18 protein-coding genes are annotated in these 15097 nt (G+C 64.9%); 9 read left to right on the top strand and 9 right to left on the bottom strand.

The window, feature by feature from the left end; genetic code table 11:
- The first annotated feature begins 42 nt into the window (after positions 1-42).
- The gene (locus PSEEN_RS00355) at positions 43-993 is read left to right on the top strand and encodes a homoserine kinase (RefSeq protein ID WP_011531529.1); all 951 of its coding nucleotides are present in this window, start codon (positions 43-45) and stop codon (positions 991-993) included.
- A gap of 98 nt (positions 994-1091) precedes the next feature.
- Here the strand turns inward: PSEEN_RS00355 and PSEEN_RS00350 are convergent, their stop codons facing one another.
- Complete coding sequence (locus PSEEN_RS00350) at positions 1092-2045, bottom strand: zinc ABC transporter substrate-binding protein (RefSeq protein ID WP_373694284.1); 954 nt, start codon at positions 2043-2045, stop codon at positions 1092-1094.
- A gap of 18 nt (positions 2046-2063) precedes the next feature.
- Between PSEEN_RS00350 and zur the strand changes: the two genes are divergently transcribed.
- The 7 genes from zur (at position 2064) to PSEEN_RS00315 (ending at position 7609) form a co-directional block, all read left to right on the top strand.
- Positions 2064-2549 (top strand): zinc uptake transcriptional repressor Zur, encoded by a 486-nt coding sequence (gene zur / locus PSEEN_RS00345; RefSeq protein WP_011531527.1) that lies wholly within the window; start codon positions 2064-2066, stop codon positions 2547-2549.
- The gene (znuC, locus tag PSEEN_RS00340; protein ID WP_011531526.1) at positions 2546-3319 is read left to right on the top strand and encodes a zinc ABC transporter ATP-binding protein ZnuC; all 774 of its coding nucleotides are present in this window, start codon (positions 2546-2548) and stop codon (positions 3317-3319) included. The genes zur and znuC overlap by 4 nt, the downstream gene beginning before the upstream one ends.
- Positions 3312-4094 (top strand): zinc ABC transporter permease subunit ZnuB, encoded by a 783-nt coding sequence (gene znuB, locus PSEEN_RS00335; protein WP_011531525.1) that lies wholly within the window; start codon positions 3312-3314, stop codon positions 4092-4094. Before znuC ends, znuB begins: the two co-directional genes overlap by 8 nt.
- Before the next feature lie 117 nt (positions 4095-4211).
- Positions 4212-4919: a PA5502 family lipoprotein gene (locus PSEEN_RS00330; protein ID WP_011531524.1), complete on the top strand. Its 708-nt coding sequence runs from the start codon at positions 4212-4214 to the stop codon at positions 4917-4919.
- A gap of 176 nt (positions 4920-5095) precedes the next feature.
- On the top strand, positions 5096-6103 hold the full coding sequence (locus PSEEN_RS00325; RefSeq protein WP_011531523.1) for a methionine ABC transporter ATP-binding protein: 1008 nt from the start codon (positions 5096-5098) through the stop codon (positions 6101-6103).
- Positions 6103-6774 (top strand): methionine ABC transporter permease, encoded by a 672-nt coding sequence (locus tag PSEEN_RS00320; RefSeq protein WP_011531522.1) that lies wholly within the window; start codon positions 6103-6105, stop codon positions 6772-6774. The genes PSEEN_RS00325 and PSEEN_RS00320 overlap by 1 nt, the downstream gene beginning before the upstream one ends.
- Before the next feature lie 64 nt (positions 6775-6838).
- Positions 6839-7609: a MetQ/NlpA family ABC transporter substrate-binding protein gene (locus PSEEN_RS00315; RefSeq protein WP_011531521.1), complete on the top strand. Its 771-nt coding sequence runs from the start codon at positions 6839-6841 to the stop codon at positions 7607-7609.
- Positions 7610-7763: 154 nt separating this feature from the next.
- Here the strand turns inward: PSEEN_RS00315 and PSEEN_RS00310 are convergent, their stop codons facing one another.
- Genes PSEEN_RS00310 through PSEEN_RS00290 form a run of 5 tightly spaced genes read right to left on the bottom strand, consistent with a single transcriptional unit; the run spans position 7764 to position 11647 of the window.
- Complete coding sequence (locus PSEEN_RS00310; RefSeq protein WP_011531520.1) at positions 7764-8396, bottom strand: SCO family protein; 633 nt, start codon at positions 8394-8396, stop codon at positions 7764-7766.
- Positions 8393-9292, bottom strand: coding sequence for a heme o synthase (gene cyoE, locus PSEEN_RS00305; protein ID WP_011531519.1), 900 nt, complete (start codon positions 9290-9292; stop codon positions 8393-8395). The genes PSEEN_RS00310 and cyoE overlap by 4 nt, the downstream gene beginning before the upstream one ends.
- Positions 9277-10350, bottom strand: coding sequence for a COX15/CtaA family protein (locus PSEEN_RS00300; RefSeq protein WP_011531518.1), 1074 nt, complete (start codon positions 10348-10350; stop codon positions 9277-9279). Before PSEEN_RS00300 ends, cyoE begins: the two co-directional genes overlap by 16 nt.
- Positions 10351-10359: 9 nt before the next feature.
- Positions 10360-10938 carry a hypothetical protein gene (locus PSEEN_RS00295; RefSeq protein WP_011531517.1) on the bottom strand — a complete coding sequence of 193 codons (579 nt, stop codon included), beginning with the start codon at positions 10936-10938 and terminating at the stop codon, positions 10360-10362.
- A complete protein-coding gene (locus tag PSEEN_RS00290) occupies positions 10904-11647 on the bottom strand; it encodes an SURF1 family protein (RefSeq protein ID WP_011531516.1) in 744 nt (247 codons plus the stop codon). The genes PSEEN_RS00295 and PSEEN_RS00290 overlap by 35 nt, the downstream gene beginning before the upstream one ends.
- A gap of 62 nt (positions 11648-11709) precedes the next feature.
- On the opposite strand from PSEEN_RS00290, the gene PSEEN_RS00285 reads away from it, so the two are divergent.
- Entirely contained in the window at positions 11710-11913 is a 204-nt protein-coding gene (locus PSEEN_RS00285) for a twin transmembrane helix small protein (protein WP_011531515.1), read from the top strand.
- A gap of 97 nt (positions 11914-12010) precedes the next feature.
- Here PSEEN_RS00285 and PSEEN_RS00280 read toward each other — a convergent pair whose 3' ends face one another.
- Genes PSEEN_RS00280 through ctaD form a run of 3 tightly spaced genes read right to left on the bottom strand, consistent with a single transcriptional unit; the run spans position 12011 to position 15072 of the window.
- Positions 12011-12898, bottom strand: a complete 888-nt coding sequence (locus tag PSEEN_RS00280; RefSeq protein ID WP_011531514.1) for a cytochrome c oxidase subunit 3 — start codon at positions 12896-12898, stop codon at positions 12011-12013.
- A 16-nt stretch (positions 12899-12914) separates the two neighbouring features.
- On the bottom strand, positions 12915-13472 hold the full coding sequence (locus PSEEN_RS00275; RefSeq protein WP_011531513.1) for a cytochrome c oxidase assembly protein: 558 nt from the start codon (positions 13470-13472) through the stop codon (positions 12915-12917).
- A 10-nt stretch (positions 13473-13482) separates the two neighbouring features.
- Positions 13483-15072, bottom strand: coding sequence for a cytochrome c oxidase subunit I (ctaD, locus tag PSEEN_RS00270; protein WP_011531512.1), 1590 nt, complete (start codon positions 15070-15072; stop codon positions 13483-13485).
- Positions 15073-15097 lie beyond the last annotated feature (25 nt).

Genomic DNA, 15097 nt, shown 5'->3' with positions numbered 1-15097 from the left:
GGCACTTCCCGGCGGAAGTGCCCGCATGGGCAATTTCTCAACATGTCAGTCTTCACCCCTGTGTCCCGGCCTGAGCTGGAAACCTTTCTGGCGCCGTACGAGCTGGGCCGTCTGCTCGACTTCCAGGGCATTGCCGCCGGTACCGAGAACAGCAATTTCTTCGTCAGCCTGGAGCAAGGGGAGTTCGTCCTCACACTGATCGAGCGCGGGCCGGCCGAAGACATGCCGTTCTTCATCGAGCTGCTCGATGTACTGCATGAGGCCGACATGCCGGTGCCCTACGCCGTGCGCGACCGCGACGGCAACGGCCTGCGCGAGCTGTGCGGCAAACCGGCGCTGTTGCAGCCACGGTTGTCCGGCAAGCACATAAAGGCACCGAACAACCAGCACTGCGCGCAGGTTGGCGAGCTGCTGGCGCACATCCACCTGGCCACCCGCGAGCGCATCATCGAGCGCCGTACCGACCGCGGCCTGGACTGGATGCTGGCATCTGGCATTGAGTTGCTGTCCGGCCTGAACAGCGCGCAAGCCGAGCTGTTGAAGCCGGCACTGGATGAGATCACCGCGCACAAGGCGCAGATCCTGGCCCTGCCCAAGGCCAACCTGCACGCCGACCTGTTCCGTGACAACGTGATGTTCGAAGGCACCCACCTGACCGGCGTGATCGATTTCTACAACGCCTGTTCCGGGCCGATGCTGTATGACGTGGCCATCACCGTGAACGACTGGTGCCTGGACGAACAGGGTGGCATCGACCTGCCACGGGCCCAGGCGCTGCTGGGTGCTTACGCGGCGTTGCGGCCATTCACCGCGGCCGAAGCCGAGCTGTGGCCGGTGATGCTGCGGGTGGCTTGCGTGCGCTTCTGGCTGTCGCGGCTGATCGCGGCGCAGGCGTTTGCCGGGATGGATGTGATGATCCACGACCCGAGCGAGTTCGAGGTGCGCTTGGTGCAGCGCCAGCAGGTGGCGTTGAAGCTGCCGTTCGCGCTCTAACGGGCGATTACAAAAACCTGTAGGAGCGGCTTTAGCCGCGATCACCCGCGAAGCGGGTGCCATACACCGTGGCGCCTGCTTCGCGGCTGAAGCCGCTCCTACAGTTGTTCCAGGCAACCCGTCAGGTCGCTGCCCAGCTTCTCCAGCAACCGTTCATAGCCCTGGGCATCCACCGTATCAGTCCCACCCAGCGCATCCAGCTCCGCCAGACGCACCGGTAACCCCGCCGTCAGCGTCTCGGCCAGGCGTGGCCGCAGAGGTGGCTCGCTGAACACACAGGTCTTGCCCACTTCCTGCAGGCGCTTGCGCATCGCGGCCACATGCTGCGCCCCCGGCTGCACTTCCGACGCCACACTGAATACACCGGTGTGCTTCAGGCCGTAGGCGGCCTCGAAGTAGTCGAAGGCTTCATGGAACACGAAGTACGGTTTGCCGGCGATCCCTGCCACACGCTGCTTGATCCGCCCATCCAGGGCGTCCATCCGCTCGATGAACAGTTTCAGGTTGCCTTGATAACGCGCGGCATTGGCCGGGTCGGCTGCCGCCAGGTCGGCGGCCATCTTCGCCGCGATCACCCGGGCATTGGCCGACGACAGCCACAGGTGCGCATCGAGGCTGCCCGGGCGGTGGTCATGGTCATGGTCGTCGTGGTCTTCTTCGTGGGAATGGCTGTCCTCGCCAAAGTGGCGCAACTGCAGGCCTGGAAGCGACTGCACCGCCACGCTGGGCTTGCCGCGGCTGGCCAGCACGCGGGGCAGGAAACCTTCCATGTCCGGGCCGATCCAGTACAGCAGGTCGGCATCGCCGACCTTGCGCACGTCGGACGGGCGCAACGCGTAGTTGTGTGGGGACGCGCCCGGCGGCAACAGCACGTCAGGGCTGCCGGCACCGTCCTGGACGGCCGCAGCAATCTGTTGCAGGGGCTTGATGCTGGTCAGTACGCGCACGTCGGCCTGGGCCGAGCAGGCGATGAAAGCGACAAAGAGGACAAGGAATCGGGACACGGTGGATACTCGGGTCGTCAGAAACAGGTAACATAATAACGTCTCCATCCTGAACCGTCGCTGCCCATGTCCATCACGCCGCTGGCCCACCGCCCCCACGATCATTCCCATTGCGTCCACAGCGCGCTGGCCGAGGCCGACGCGCTGTGCAACCGTCAGGGCCTGCGCCTGACCGCCCTGCGCCGCCGTGTGCTGGAGCTGGTGTGGCAGAGCCACAAGCCGTTGGGCGCCTACGACATCCTCGCCGTGCTCAGCGAGCAGGACGGCCGCCGCGCCGCGCCACCCACCGTCTATCGCGCCCTGGACTTCCTGCTGGAAAACGGCCTGGTGCACCGCATCGCCTCGCTCAACGCCTTCATCGGCTGCAGCCACCCCGAACACGCGCACCAGGGCCAGTTCCTGATCTGCCGTGAATGCCACGTGGCCATCGAACTGGAGCAGGACAGCATCAGCAATGCCATCGTCGACAGCGCCAAGGCTGTCGGCTTCGCCGTCGAAACGCAGACCGTGGAAGTGGTCGGCCTGTGCGGCAACTGCCGGGGCAAGGCATGAGCGACGCACTGATCCGCCTCGAGCAGGTCGGGGTCAGCTTTGCCGGTGAAGCGGTGCTCGACAGCATCGACCTGGCCGTCGCGCCCGGCCAGATCGTCACCCTGATCGGCCCCAACGGCGCCGGCAAGACCACCCTGGTACGCGCCGTGCTCGGCCTGCTAAAACCGCATCGCGGCAAGGTATGGCGCAAGCCGAAGCTGCGCATCGGCTACATGCCGCAGAAGATCCAGGTTGACGCCACGCTGCCGCTGTCGGTGCTGCGCTTCCTGCGCCTGGTGCCCGGCGTAGACCGCGCGGCAGCCTTGTCGGCATTGCAGGAGGTCGGCGCCGAACAGGTGATCGACAGCCCGATCCAGACCATTTCCGGCGGCGAGATGCAGCGCGTGCTGCTGGCCCGCGCGCTGTTGCGCGAGCCGGAGCTGTTGGTGCTCGACGAGCCGGTGCAAGGGGTCGACGTGGTCGGCCAGACCGAGCTGTACAACCTCATCACCCGCCTGCGCGACCGCCATGGTTGCGGCGTGCTGATGGTCTCCCACGACCTGCACCTGGTGATGAGCGCCACCGACCAGGTGGTCTGCCTCAACCGTCACGTCTGCTGCTCGGGCCACCCGGAGCAGGTCAGCAACGACCCGGCCTTCGTCGAACTGTTCGGCCAGAACGCCAAGAGCCTGGCCGTCTACCACCACCATCACGATCACAGCCACGACCTGCACGGCTCGGTGATCGCCCCCGGCGCCCATGTCCACGGAGAGCACTGCAAGCATGGCTGATTTTCTTCTCTACGCCCTGCTTGCCGGCCTGTCGCTGGCCCTTGTCGCCGGCCCGCTGGGTTCGTTCGTGGTCTGGCGGCGCATGGCCTATTTCGGCGACACCCTCTCGCATGCCGCACTGCTCGGCGTGGCCCTGGGCTTCGCCCTGGACGTCAGCCCGGCGCTGGCGGTGACCGTCGGCTGCCTGTTGTTGGCGATCCTGCTGGTGACCTTGCAGCAGCGCCAGCCGCTGGCCTCCGACACGCTGCTCGGCATCCTCGCCCCCAGCACCCTGTCGCTGGGCCTGGTGGTGCTGAGCTTCATGCACGATGTACGCATCGACCTGATGGCCTACCTGTTCGGCGACCTGCTGGCGATCAGCACCACCGACCTTGCCTGGATCCTCGGCGGCAGCGCGTTGGTGCTGGTGCTGCTGGCCGCACTCTGGCGCCCCCTGCTGGCAGTCACGGTGCACGAGGAACTGGCGATGGTCGAAGGCCTGCCGGTGGCCGGGCTGCGCCTGGCGCTGATGCTGCTGATCGCCGTGGTGATCGCGGTGGCGATGAAGATCGTCGGCGTGCTGCTGATCACCTCGCTGCTGATCATCCCGGCCGCCGCGGCACAACGCCACGCCCGCTCGCCCGAGCAGATGGCCTTGGGCGCCAGCCTGCTGGGGGTCACCGCAGTGTGCGGTGGCCTGGCCATGTCGTGGTTCAAGGACACACCAGCCGGGCCGTCGATCGTGGTCTGCGCGGCGGTGCTATTCTTGCTGAGCCTGGCGTTGCCCAAACGCTGAAAATTCAGGGGGCACACGCAACCTTTCCGTGGGCACAAGGTCTGTATGGCCTGTTTTCGAGCGTGCGCACCTGGGTGTAGACTTGCTCGCTTTTTGCGCAAATAGAGAGTCGCAGGAATGAAGCCGTTCGCCTCACGTTATCTGCTTGTTGCCGCGTTTTCCCTGTTCCTGGCCGCCTGCTCCAGCAAGCCTGCCGAACAGCCGGTGGCGCCTGTCCAACCGGATGCCTGGCAGCAGCTGGAGCAAACCATCGCCGCCAACGAGCTGGCCACCGCCGAGGACCAGCTCGCCGCGTTGCAGGCGCAGTCGCCTGACGATGCGCGCCTGGAGCCCCACCAGCGGCAACTGGCTGAAGCGTATCTACGCCGTAGCCAGATCGTCCTGCAGAAGGGCGACGTCAATGCCGCCGCCACCGCGCTGGCCCGTGCCCGCGCGCTGATGCCAAAAGCCCCGGCGCTGACCGGTGGCGATGCCATGGCCAATGCCCGCAAGGCTGAACTGGAAAAGGCCGAGGCCGCGCTCAAGGCCGCGGAGAAGCAACCGCGAGCCCGCTTGATCGACCCGACCGCGCCGAACACCGTGGTAGCGCTAAAGACCACCGACAGCCGCGCCCTGCGTCGCCAGCTCGATGACATCGCCTTGGACGTGGTCAATTACCAGTGCGAGGTGGTGTTCCAGGTACCCCGTACCCAAGACGCCCCGTGGCTCAAGACGCTGCTGGAGAAGCGCGTGCGCAAACTCGACAGCGGCTTCGCGCTGCAGCAAAAGCATGAGATCCAGCGCTCGCTGCCAGCTCAGGTGGTGCTGGTCCCCCATCAGCAGTGATCAATCGCGGGGCAAGCCCGCGATTGCGTTCGATCAGGCGCACCAATCGTCGCGTTATACCCAACTGATTGGACGAATCAGAAATAAATGATAAGAACGGCTATTGGAAAAGGCTAAAATGCGCGACCCCGGCTAACCGCTGGCCCACATTCCATGCGCCCCACAAGGTTCGCTCAGTGATCGAGTTTCAAAATGTCCATAAAACCTACCGTGTCGACGGTAGGGATATTCCGGCCCTGAACCCGACCAGCCTGACCATCGAAGATGGCCAGGTGTTCGGCCTAATCGGCCACTCCGGTGCCGGCAAGAGCACCATGCTGCGCCTGATCAACCGCCTCGAGGCCCCGAGCGGCGGCAAGATCATCGTCGATGGCGAAGACGTCACCGCCTTCGACGCCAACCAGCTGCGCCGCTTCCGCCAGCAGGTCGGGATGATCTTCCAGCACTTCAATCTGCTGGCCTCGAAGACCGTCGCCGACAACGTCGCCCTGCCGCTGGTGCTGGCCGGCGAGCTGTCGCGCGGTGAAATCGACAAGCGTGTCACCGAACTGCTGGCCCGCGTCGGCCTGCAGGACCACGCCAGGAAGTACCCGGCACAGCTGTCGGGCGGGCAGAAGCAGCGCGTCGGCATTGCCCGCGCGCTGTCCACCAATCCCAAGATCCTGCTGTGCGACGAAGCCACCAGTGCCCTCGACCCGCAGACCACCGCCTCGGTGCTGCAACTGCTGGCCGAGATCAACCGCGAGCTGAAGCTGACCATCGTGCTGATCACCCATGAGATGGACGTGATCCGCCGGGTCTGCGACCGCGTGGCGGTAATGGACGCCGGGAAGATCGTCGAGCAGGGGCCGGTCGCCGAGGTGTTCCTGCACCCCGAGCACCCGACCACCAAGCGTTTTGTCCAGGAAGACGAACAGGTCGACGAAGGCGAGCAACGCGACGACTTCGCCCACGTGCCGGGCCGCATCGTGCGCCTGACTTTCCAGGGCGACGCCACCTACGCGCCGCTGCTGGGCACCGTGGCCCGCGAAACCGGCGTGGACTACAGCATCCTCGCCGGGCGTATCGACCGCATCAAGGATGTCCCCTATGGCCAGCTCACCCTTGCCCTGATCGGCGGTGACATGGAAGCGGCGTTCGCCCGCTTCAAGGCAGCTGACGTACATATGGAGGTACTGCGTTGATGGACGCCCTGAATTTCTTCGCCAACGTCGACTGGGCCGAAATCTGGCTGGCCACCGTCGACACCATGATCATGCTGTTCGGCTCGCTGTTCTTCACCGTGCTGCTGGGCCTGCCGCTGGGCGTGCTGCTGTTCCTCTGCGGGCCACGGCAGATGTTCGAGCAGAAGGGCGTTTACGCGTTGCTGTCGCTGGTGGTGAACATCCTGCGCTCGCTGCCGTTCATCATCCTGCTGATCGTGATGATCCCGATCACCGTGCTGATCACCGGCACCTCGCTGGGTGTCGCCGGCGCCATCCCGCCGCTGGTGGTGGGTGCCACGCCGTTCTTCGCCCGCCTGGTGGAGACCGCCCTGCGCGAAGTGGACCGCGGCATCATCGAAGCCACCCAGTCGATGGGCGCCACCACCCGCCAGATCATCACCAACGCCTTGCTGCCCGAGGCCCGTCCGGGCATCTTTGCAGCGATCACCGTCACCGCCATCACCCTGGTTTCCTACACCGCCATGGCCGGCGTGGTGGGCGCGGGCGGCCTGGGCGACCTGGCCATCCGCTTTGGCTACCAGCGTTTCCAGACCGACGTGATGGTGGTCACCGTGGTATTGCTGCTAGTGCTGGTGCAGGTGCTGCAGAGCGTCGGCGACAAGCTGGTCGTGCACTTTTCCCGTAAGTAACCCCAATGGGGTCGGCCTGGCCGACCCGTTCGGGGGCCGTCGCGGCCCTCACAAGGAGTGATCAATGAAGAAGCTGCTTGCTGTTGTCGCCGCCGTCGCGGCCTTCTCGGCCCACGCCGAAACCCTGACCGTCGCCGCCACCCCGGTGCCGCACGCCGAGATCCTCAAGTTCGTCCAGCCACAGCTGGCCAAAGAGGGCGTGGAACTGAAGGTCAAGGAATTCACCGACTACATCCAGCCGAACGTGCAGGTTGCGGAAAAACGCCTGGACGCCAACTTCTTCCAGCACCAGCCGTACCTGGACGAGTTCAACAAGGCCAAGGGCACCCAGCTGGTCAGCGTCACCGGCGTGCACCTGGAGCCGCTGGGCGCCTACTCCACCAAGCTGAAGAAGCTCGACGAGCTGGCTGACGGCGCCACCGTGGTCATCCCCAACGACGCCACCAACGGCGGCCGCGCCCTGCTGCTGCTGGACAAGGCCGGCGTGATCAAGCTCAAGGACAACAAGAACATCCTGTCGACCGTGAAGGACATCACCGGCAACGACAAGAAGTTGAAGTTCCGCGAGCTGGAAGCGGCCACCATCCCGCGTGTGCTGACCCAGGTCGACCTGGCGCTGATCAACACCAACTATGCGCTGGAAGCCAAGCTGAACCCGGAGAAGGACGCGCTGGTCATCGAAGGCAGCGACTCGCCTTACGTGAACATCCTGGTTGCCCGCCCGGACAACAAGGACGCGGATGCCATGAAGAAGCTGGCCGCGGCCCTGCACTCGCCTGAGGTGAAGCAGTTCATCACCGAGAAGTACAAGGGCGCGGTGATTCCGGCGTTCTAATCTGATGTCCCCGGGGCCGCTTTGCGGCCCATCGCTACACAAGGCCGCTCCCACAGGTTCGGTGCCAACTCAAGCCTGGCGCTGTACCTGTGGGAGCGGCCTTGCGTCGCGATGGCCTGCGCAGCAGGCCCAATGATCGAACACCAATCCCTGGTCAATCCCGTTCGACCAGCCCCGGCAACTGCGCCACCAGCTTCTGGTTGTTGAACGGCGCACGAATGAACCCGCGCTGGCGCCCATCCGGCCCGACCACCGCCAGGTTGCCGCTGTGGTCCACGGTATACCCCGGCTTGCTGGTATCAGCCGGAATGAACGGAATGCTCAGGGCATTGGCCAGCTTCTGCGTGTCCTCGATCGACCCCGCCACCCCGACGAAATCCTTGTCGAAATAGCCCAGGTACTGCTTGAGCTGGTTCGGCGTGTCACGGTGCGGGTCCACGCTCACCAACACCACCTGCAGGCGCTCGATGGCCTCCTTGGGCAGCTCGCTCTTCACCTGGCGAAGCTGGGCGAGGGTGGTCGGGCAGATGTCCGGGCAGTAGGTGTAGCCGAAGAACAGTAACGACCATTTGCCCTTGAGCTGGTCCAGCGCGACGGGCTGACCGTTCTGGTCGGTCATCTTCACGTCTGGCACCGTGCGGCTTTGTGGCAACAGGATGATGCCGGCGTCGATCAGTTCGGTGGGGTTCAGCTGACCGCGGTCGCTGAGCACCTTGTTGACGGTCAGGCCCATGATCAGCGCGACCAGGGCAACGAGGATGAAGACGGTTTTCTGGGTTCGGGTCATAGGTTCAGCAACAGGTAGTGGTCAACGAGCAGCGCGATGAACAGGGCGAACAGATAGCCGATAGAGTACTTGAACGTCTTGATCGCCGCGTGCGGCCGGGTGCCACGGTACAACACCCAGGCCCAATGCAGGAAGCGCAGGCCCAGGGCCAGGGCACAGGCCAGGTAAAGCGGGCCACTCATGTGGATGGCATAGGGCAACAGGCTGACAGCCAGCAGAATCAGGGTGTAGAGCAGGATATGCAGCGCGGTGTAATGCTCGCCATGGGTCACCGGCAGCATGGGAATATCGGCTTTTTCGTACTCGGCCTTGCGGTGGATGGCCAGGGCCCAGAAGTGCGGCGGGGTCCAGGCGAAAATGATCAGCACCAGCAACAGCGGCTCGGCGCTCACATGCCCGCTCACCGCCACCCAACCCAGCAACGGCGGGGCCGCGCCGGCCAGGCCGCCGATCACGATGTTCTGCGGCGTCGCGCGCTTGAGAAAGCCGGTGTAGAGCACCGCATAACCCAATAGCGAAGCCAGGGTCAGCCAGGCGGTGAGGGTATTGGTGAACGCCAGCAGCAATGCCAGGCCCATCACTGCCAACAGCAAGGCGAAGGCCAGGGCCGGTAGCGGCGCGACCCGGCCCTGGGCTAGCGGGCGTTTGTGGGTGCGGGCCATCAGCGCGTCGATGCGCCGGTCCACCACGTGGTTGACCACCGCCGCGCCCCCGGCGCACAGGCCGATCCCCAGGTTGCCGAACAGCAGCACGCTCCAGGCGACGCCGGCGCGGGTGGCGAGAAACATGCCCACCAGCGAGGTGATCAGCATCAGCACCACCACCTTGGGCTTGGTCAACTCCATGTAGTCGCGCCAGCCGGTGCGCGGGCGTTCCGTGCTCAGAAGCGTCGCCACGAATCATTCCTCATGTGATGGGAGAGCCCGACGTTGCTCACCGGGGTGAGACGCCAGCCAAGACCGACACGTACTTTGTCGGCCACGCGGATGCGGTAGTTCACCAGCACCATGCTCAGCAGCAGCAGGATGCCGCCAGCGTTGTGGGCCACGGCCACGGCCAGCGGCAGGTGCAGCAACACGTTGCTCACGCCCAGCCCGATTTGCAGCGCCAGCGCCAGCAGTACCAGGCGCGCCAAGCCGGTCAGGCCATTGCGATGCAGCTTCCAGCTGAGCATCAGCAGCACCAGCGTGACCAACAAGGCACCGAGACGATGGCTGATATGGATTGCCGTGCGCGCATCGCTATCCAGCTGCCCGCCCAGGTAGTTGGGGCCGACGTGCTGGGTGAGGTGGAAACCGTTGCTGAAGTCCGCCGCCGGCCACCATTGACCGTGGCAGGTGGGCAAGTCGATACAGGCCACCGCCGCATAGTTGGAACTGACCCAGCCGCCCAAGGCGATCTGGCCGATCACCACCAGCAGTGCCAACGCAGCGATACGGCGTAGGCTCAGGGGCAGTTTCGGCAAGGGCGCAAAGGCCCGGGATAGACGCAGGGATAGCAGGAAAAGCAAGCTGACCGTGGTGAAGCCCCCGAGCAAGTGCGCCGTGACTACCTGGGGCCAGAGTTTCAAGGTCACCGTCCACATGCCGAACGCCGCCTGGGCCAGCACGACCCCCAGCAATAGCAGCGGCAAGCGATAAGGCTGGCCATCGCGGGCATGCCGGCGCACGGCGTGGAAGGCGAGCAGGGCGATCACCATCGCCAGGGTCCCGGCGAAATAGCGATGGACCATCTCCGCCCAACCCTTGGCTTCCTCGACCGGGTGCTCGGGGAAGTGCAGCTCGGCATGGGCCAGCTGCGCATCGGTCTTGGGCACGCTGATGAAGCCGTAGCAGCCCGGCCAGTCCGGGCAGCCGAGGCCAGCGTGGGTCAGGCGGGTATAGGCACCGAGCAGCACGACCAGCAACGCCAACAGGGTGGCGAACACAGCGAGGCGGAATCCGGGTCTGGCCATGGCGGCCTCCTAGCCGATGTTGGACAGCTTGAGCAGGTGGCGCAGATCGTCCAGCACTTGCTTGCCGTTGACCTTGGCGTCGTAGCGCAGCACCAGGTTGCCGTGGGGGTCGACGATCCACAGTTGCGGCCCCGGTTCACTCACCTTTTGCCGGTAACGCTCGGCGTCCAGCGGATAGCGCTGCAGCTGCGGGTACTCGCGGTCGAGCACGCCTTGGTAATCGCCCTCCAACGGCCGGGCCGAGGCCAGGGCATGGCTGGCGCGGCTGGCGTCGCGCCCCAGGCCAACCTGGATCTGCCGGGCCAGGTACACCAACTGCCGGCAGTCTTCGGCGCAGGCCTCGGGGGCACTGACCAGCAGTTGCCAGCGCTCGTCCTGGGCGTCGATGCCGATATCGGCGCGGCCCAGGCCGTTGCCGATCATCACGCCGTGGTAGCTGCGCCCGTCCGGTACCCAGAACTGCAGCTTGTACATGCTGGTGGCGAGGATCATCGGCCCGAGCACGACGAACAGGATCAGCAGCAACTGCAGGCGCCCGCGGGCCTTGCGGCCTTCAGGTGCGTGCAATGGACTCGTGGCGGCGGCCATGGCGGTTCTCCTTGTCGTTGTGATGCCAGCCGAAATAGAGGTAGAGCAGCAGCAATGCCGTGGCCAGGGCGAACCACTGCACGGCGTAGCCCAGGTGCTTCTCGGGGCCCATGGCGACTACCGGCCAGTCCAGCCGATAACTAGCTGGGCCCGGTTGCAGGCGCAGTTCATGGGCGAAACCTTCCCGTCCCAGTTGTTGCCACAGCGCAGTCGGGTCGATGGCGGTGAGCAGATGCGGCCAGCGGCCTTCGGTCGAGTCGGGGTGGAGCTGGAACGTCTTGCCGGGCGCGACATACACCAAGGCTTCCAGCGCCAGCGGCTGATCGGGGGTGTCGAAGCGCACCGGCACACGGCGATCCGGCCAGGGCAGCCAGCCGCGATTGACCAGCAGCCACTGCCCGCTGGCCTGGTCGTGGAACGGCTGCAACAGCTCGACGCCGGGTTTGCCATCGCGCATCTGGTTATCCAGCAGCAGGCTGTGCTCGGCGTCGAAACTGCCGTAGAGGTGCACCGGGTAGAAGGCAGGATCCGGCAACTGGCGTAGCTGCGCGGCAGCCACCGGCGCCTCGATCTGGCGTTCGGTGTAGGTATCGAGCAGGGCGCGCTTTTCGTCGGCGCGGCGCAGTTGCCAGCAGCCAAGCGCGATCAGCCCCGGCAGCAGCGCGAGCACCACCAGGGTCGGGATCCAGCCCGGACGGAACGGCCTCATCGAGGCCTCGTCGGGGCAACCGCTATACTTGTCCGCATCACCACATCCCCCGGAGTAGCGCCATGCTCAAGGCCGCGATAGTCCTGATGCTGCTGGCCACGGTCGCCAGCCTGTTCAGTGGCCTGGTATTCCTGGTCAAGGACGACGACCATTCGACCCGCCTGCTCAAGGCCCTGACCGTGCGTGTCACCCTGGCAGCCCTGACCATCGGGCTGGTCGCCTGGGGCTTCATCAGCGGCCAACTGGTGTCGCACGCCCCCTTCTAAAATCACCGCCGCCCTCCTGTAGGAGCGGCTTCAGCCGCGATCACCCGCAAAGCGGGTGCCACACGCCAAGGTGCCTGCTTCGCGGCTGAAGCCGCGCCTACAGCACATAAACAAAGATGAACAACCCCACCCACACCACATCGACGAAGTGCCAGTACCAACTCGCCGCCTCGAACCCGAAGTGCTTCTCCGGGTTGAAGTGCCCCCGCAGCACCCGGCAGAACATCACGAACAGGATTATCGTGCCCAACGTCACATGCGCGCCGTGGAAGCCCGTGAGCATGAAGAACGTCGCGCCATAGACCCCAGACCCCAGCGTCAGCCCCAGCTTGGTGTAGGCCTCGTGGTACTCGTAGGCCTGCAACGCCAGGAACGACAGCCCCAGCAGAATCGTCAGCCCCAGCCACAGTTTCAGCGGGCCGCGATGCCCCTTGCGCAAGGCGTGGTGGGCGATGGTCACGGTCACGCTGGAACTCACCAGCAGGATGGTGTTGATCAGCGGCAGGTGCCACGGATCGATCACCTCCTTGGGCGGCGGGAACAGTTTCGGGTCAGGCGTGTGCAGCAGTGGCCAGACAAACTCGAAGTTAGGCCAGAGCATGTGCGCCACGCCCTTGTGCCCCTCGCCCCCCAGCCATGGCCCTGCCAGCACCCGCACATAGAACAGCGCCCCGAAGAACGCCAGGAAGAACATCACCTCGGAAAAGATGAACCAGCTCATGCCCCAGCGGAACGAGCGGTCCATCTGCGAGCTGTACAGCCCCGCATGGCTCTCCTTGACCACCGCGCCGAACCAGCCGAACAACATGTACGCCAGGAACAGCCCGCCGACGAAGAAGATCAGCGGCCCGTGGGATTCCGGGTGCCCGGCCTTGAGGTCGTTGAACCAGGTCCCCAGGCCGAACACGGTAATGAACATGCCGATCGTGGCGATGATCGGCCACTTGCTCTGCGCCGGGACGTAGTAATGCTCGTGGCTTGCCATGGTTGATCTCCTTCCCTCAACGGGCGGCCTCGGTCGCGACATGGGCGACCGGGGGGTGGCGAGCGGTGATGTCGAACAGGGTGTAGGCCAGGGTCAGGTGCTTCACCGCCTCCGGCAGGTCGCGGTCGACGATGAAACGCACCGGCATCTCGATGCGCTCGCCCGGCTGCAGCACCTGCTGGGTGAAACAGAAGCACTCGGTCTTGTGGAAATACGCCGCGGCCTCGGCCGGGGTGATGCTGGGGATGGCCTGGGCGCTCATGGGTTTGTCGGTCGGGTTGCGGGCGATGAAGATCATCTGGTTCACCGCCCCCGGGTTGACCTCGAGCTGGTCGGCGGTGGAGTGGAACTCCCAGCTCATGTCACCGGCGTTGGTCGACATGAACTGCACCCGCACCGAGCGCGACGGGTCACTCACCTGGCTGCCCTCGTACTGCCCACCGGTCTTGCCGTTGATGCCAAAGGCCTTGCACATCACGTCGTAGATCGGCACCAGGGCAAAGCCGAAGGCGAACATCACCACGGTCAGCATCAGCAGGCGGGTGACCAGGCGTTTGAGCGACAGGCCGTCCATGGGCAGGCTCCTACTTCACTTCCGGAGGGGTCTGGAAGGTGTGATAAGGCGCCGGCGACGGAATCGACCACTCCAGCCCCTCGGCACCGTCCCAGGGCTTGGCCGCTGCCGGCGCACCGCCGCGGATGCACTTGATGACAATGAACAGGAAGAAGATCTGCGTGGCACCGAACATGAAGGCGCCGATCGACGAGACCATGTTGAAGTCGGCAAATTGCAGGTTGTAGTCGGGGATCCGCCGTGGCATGCCGGCCAGACCGACGAAGTGCATGGGGAAGAAGGCCATGTTCATGCCGATGAACGACAACCAGAAGTGCAGCTTGCCGAGGGTTTCGTCATACATGTGCCCGGTCCATTTCGGCAGCCAGTAGTAGGCCGAGGCGAAGATACCGAAGATCGCCCCGGGCACCAGCACGTAGTGGAAGTGGGCGACCACGAAGTAAGTGTCGTGGTACTGGAAGTCCGCCGGGGCGATGGCCAGCATCAACCCGGAGAAGCCACCGATGGTGAACAGGATGACGAAGGCGATGGCGAACAGCATCGGCGTCTCGAAGGTCAGCGAGCCCTCCCACATGGTGCTGACCCAGTTGAACACCTTCACCCCGGTGGGCACGGCGATCAGCATGGTGGCGTACATGAAGAACAGCTCGCCCACCACCGGGATACCGACCACGAACATGTGGTGGGCCCAGACGATGAACGACAGGAAGGCGATCGCGCCGGTGGCGTAGACCATCGAGGTGTAGCCGAACAGCGGCTTGCGCGAGAACGCCGGGATGATCGAGCTGACCGCGCCGAAGGCGGGCAGGATCATGATGTACACCTCGGGGTGGCCGAAGAACCAGAACACATGCTGGAACAGCACCGGGTCACCACCACCGGCGGCACTGAAGAAGCTGGTGCCGAAGTGGATGTCCATCAGCATCATGGTCACCACGCCGGCCAGCACCGGCATCACCGCGATCAGCAGGAACGCGGTGATCAGCCAGGTCCAGACGAACAGCGGCATCTTCATCAGGGTCATGCCCGGGGCGCGCAGGTTGAGGATGGTGGCGATCACGTTGATCGCGCCCATGATCGAGCTGATGCCCATCAGGTGGATGGCAAAGATGAAGAAGGTGACGCTGGCCGGGGCGTAGGTGGTCGACAGCGGCGCGTAGAAGGTCCAGCCGAAGTTGGGCCCGCCGCCAGGGCTGAACAGGGTCGAGACCAGCAGCAGGAACGCCGCCGGCAGCAGCCAGAAGCTGAAGTTGTTCATTCGCGGCAGGGCCATGTCCGGGGCGCCGATCATCAGCGGGATCATCCAGTTGGCCAGCCCGACGAACGCCGGCATCACCGCGCCGAACACCATGATCAGCCCGTGCATGGTGGTCATCTGGTTGAAGAACGCCGGCTCGACGATCTGCAGCCCGGGCTGGAACAGCTCGGCGCGGATCACCATGGCGAACGAGCCGCCGAGCAGGAACATGGTGAAGGCGAACCACAGGTACATCGTGCCGATGTCCTTGTGGTTGGTGGTCAGCACCCAGCGCATCAGGCCCTTGGCCGGGCCGTGGGCGTGTTCATGACCGTGGGCGTGGTCGTCGATCACTGCACTCATGTCCTGTCTCCTGCAACCCTAAGGC

Origin of the sequence: Pseudomonas entomophila L48, assembly GCF_000026105.1 — a bacterium.
Lineage (GTDB): Bacteria > Pseudomonadota > Gammaproteobacteria > Pseudomonadales > Pseudomonadaceae > Aquipseudomonas > Aquipseudomonas entomophila.
This window is presented reverse-complemented; position numbering and strand designations above follow the sequence as displayed.